Below are 3128 nucleotides of genomic sequence, written 5' to 3' on the forward strand. Positions count from 1 at the left end.
GCGCCCAGCTGGACCCGACGCCTACGAGCCGTCGCGTGTCACCGTCGACACGCGACGGCTGTGCGCCTGGTGCGAACAGCCCATCCCGCCCGCCACACGCCGGGACGCGGTGTGCTGCTCGACCCGATGCCGCCAGGCCCGGCACCGCTTCGCCCGCACGGTCGGCGCGCCGGCCGTAGCCGTCGACCCCGGCCGCCCGCTACGCCTCGCGTACGCCGACCCGCCCTACCCCGGCAAAGCATGGCTCTACCGCGACCACCCCGACTACGGCGGCGAGGTCGACCACGCCGACCTGATCGCCCGCCTGACCGGCTACGACGGGTGGGCACTGTCCACCTCCGCCCGCGCCCTGCCCGCCGTGCTGGCCATTTGCCCGCCCGACGTGCGGGTCGCAGCGTGGCACCGAGGGGAACGGCCCACCGCCAGCCGGTGGCCGCTGTCCGCGTGGGAGCCGGTCATCTACCACGGCGGACGCCCCGCCGACCCGACCGGCCAGCCCGCCCGACGAGTCGACTCGCTCGTGCACGGCGTCGCGCCGATGACGACGCTGCCCGGACGCGTGATCGGCGCGAAACCGGCCGCCTTCACCCGCTGGATGTTCGACCTGCTCGGCGCAGCACCCGGCGACACCTTCGACGACCTGTTCCCCGGCTCCGGCGCGGTCGCCCGCGCCTGGACCGCCTACACCGACCCGTCGCGCGTCGACGCACGACGGCTACCCGACGAGCCGTCGCGTGTCGACGCGGCGCTGCAGACACGACGGCTCACCACCGACCCGTCGCGGCAGGCCCTGCACGACGCGTCGCGCCCGACGTCGCCCGCGACACCTCACCACGGGAAGGAGCCGACCCAATGACCGAACCAGCCCGAAGAGCAGACAGGCCGCCTGCGGCGGCTCACCCCCTGTTGGCGGCTGCGCTGCGCTACGCCGCCAACGACTGGCCCGTCTTCTGGCTTGGCCGGACCAAACGACCCGTGGCGCTATGCCCGCCCTGCGAGACGGCACGCAAGTCCAAGACACCACACGACCCGCAGACGTGTGGCTGCCTGACCTGCCACGGGTTCTACGCGGCCAGCACCGACCCCGACCGGATCGCAGCCATGGCGGCTGCGGTCCCGCGCGGACTGCTGGCCATCCGCACCGGCGCGCCCTCCGGCCTGGTCGTCATCGACATCGACCCACGCCACGACGGCATGACCTCGCTACGCACCCTCATCGACCGCGGGCTCACCCCACCCACCAGGTACGTCCGCACCGGCTCCGGCGGGCTGCACCTGTACTACCGCCACCCCGGCCACCCGGTGCCCTGCGACCAGAGCATCCGGCTCGGCCCCGGCATCGACGTGAAGGCAGACGGCGGCTACGTCCTCGCGCCGCCCGCACGCCATCCCGACACCGGCCGCCCCTACGCGTGGGCCGACGACGGGGCGCAGATCAGGGATATGGCCCCCGCGCTGGTGGACGCCTGTGTCGCCGAGATCCGGCGGCCCGCGCCGACACGCCCCGCCGGCCAACCCACACCCCCGCGCAGCGGGGGGGCCATATCCCACCCTGACCGACTCATGTCCGCGCTGGTCGCCCGCATCGCCTCAGCCCCGGAGGGACGGCGGCGCGTGACCCTGTACGGCTGCGCCCGCGGTGCCGCACTCATCGTCGCCGCAGGCCACCTCACCAGCACCGACGCCTACAACACCCTCGTGTCAGCGTGCGACGCCGCACGCTGGCCGTGGGCCAAGTCCACCCCCAACGCGATCCGAGACGGGTTCGCCGCAGAAGGAGTGACACTGTGACCCGACCACCAGCCAAGGCCAAGCAGCCCGCCGTTGACGGCGCTGCCCTGCTCGACCGCCTCCGGGCCGCCATCAGCCACTACGTCATCCTGCCCAACGCCGAATCCCTCGATGCCGTCGTGCTGTGGATCGCCGCGACACACGCCCTGGCCGCATGGGCGTGCGCGCCCCGCCTGGTCATCCGCGCGCCGGAGAAGCGCTGCGGCAAGTCCCGTCTGCTCGATCTGGTGGAAGCGTCCTGCCACAACCCGCTCATCACAGTCAACGCCAGCCCGGCAGCGATCTACCGGTCCATCGGCACTGACGACCCGCCAACGCTGCTCATCGACGAGTTCGACACCATCTTCGGACCCGCCGCTGCTGGCTCAGCCGAAGACCTGCGAGGACTGCTCAACGCCGGACACCAGCGCAACCGGCCCGCGCTGCGCTACGACGCCAACACCCAGCGCGTGGAGCGCATCCCCACCTTCGGCATGGCCGCCATGGCGGGCATCGGCGCGGCCCCCGACACCATCGAAGACCGGGCCGTGGTCGTGCACATGCGCCGTCGCGCCGGGCGCGAGAAGGTCCGCCCCTGGCGCATCATGCGCGACCGGGCCGTGGTCGCGGCCATCGGCACCGAGCTGCACGACTGGCTCACCGACAGCGTTGATGCGCTGCGCGTCGCCGAACCGGCCATGCCCGTCGAGGACCGCGCCGCCGACACGTGGGAACCGCTCATCGCCCTGGCTGACCTGGCCGGAGGTGATTGGCCGGTACGGTCACGCACCGCCGCCGTCACGCTCACCGGGGCGCGGGAGGAGACCGCCACCACCAGTGACCGCGTGCGGCTACTGACCGACTGCCGCACCATCTTCACGACCGCCGACGCCGAGGCACTGCCCACCGCCGCGATCATCGAGCAGCTTCGCGCCATGGACGAGTCCCCCTGGCCGGACATCACGCCCCACAAGCTGGGCGTACTGCTCCGCGAGTTCCACATCCGCTCTGACGGCAACATCCGCTTCCCGACCGGGCAGAGCAAGGGCTACCGGCGAGCGTCGTTCGCCGACGCCTGGGACCGCTACTGCGCCTCCGATGTCCCGCAGACACCGGGGGAAGCGTCCCAACCGTCCCAACCGTCCCCGCCCAGATCAGACGCGGGACGCTTCCCCGAGTGGGACGGTTCGAACCGTCCCACGAAAACAACCGTCCCGGGGCTGACCAGCGATGGGACGGTTGGGACGGTTGGGACGGATACCCCCCGGCTCTACGTCATCGAGGGGGGCAAGTGACCACTCCGCTGATGCCTCGACGCCACGCTCGCGCCCGTACTGTCCTGTACCGCACTGCTCTAT

At 72.3% G+C, this 3128-nt stretch carries 3 protein-coding genes; all 3 read left to right on the forward strand.

Annotated features, from left to right (window positions below; genetic code table 11):
* A partial coding sequence (locus AB0B35_RS41975) for a hypothetical protein (protein WP_361057463.1) occupies positions 1-856 on the forward strand: 856 nt, incomplete at its 5' end.
* Complete coding sequence (locus AB0B35_RS41980; RefSeq protein WP_361057466.1) at positions 853-1791, forward strand: bifunctional DNA primase/polymerase; 939 nt, start codon at positions 853-855, stop codon at positions 1789-1791. The genes AB0B35_RS41975 and AB0B35_RS41980, both read left to right, overlap by 4 nt.
* Complete coding sequence (locus tag AB0B35_RS41985) at positions 1788-3065, forward strand: DUF3631 domain-containing protein (protein WP_361057469.1); 1278 nt, start codon at positions 1788-1790, stop codon at positions 3063-3065. The genes AB0B35_RS41980 and AB0B35_RS41985 overlap by 4 nt, the downstream gene beginning before the upstream one ends.
* Positions 3066-3128: the final 63 nt, after the last annotated feature.

The organism is Catellatospora sp. NPDC049133, assembly GCF_040648455.1.
In the GTDB taxonomy this organism is placed as follows: domain Bacteria; phylum Actinomycetota; class Actinomycetes; order Mycobacteriales; family Micromonosporaceae; genus Catellatospora; species Catellatospora aurea.

Coding starts and splice junctions, on each gene's coding strand:
- AB0B35_RS41980 (WP_361057466.1), top strand. CDS start 853: ATGACCGAACCAGCCCGAAGAGCAGACAGGCCGCCTGCGGCGGCTCAC.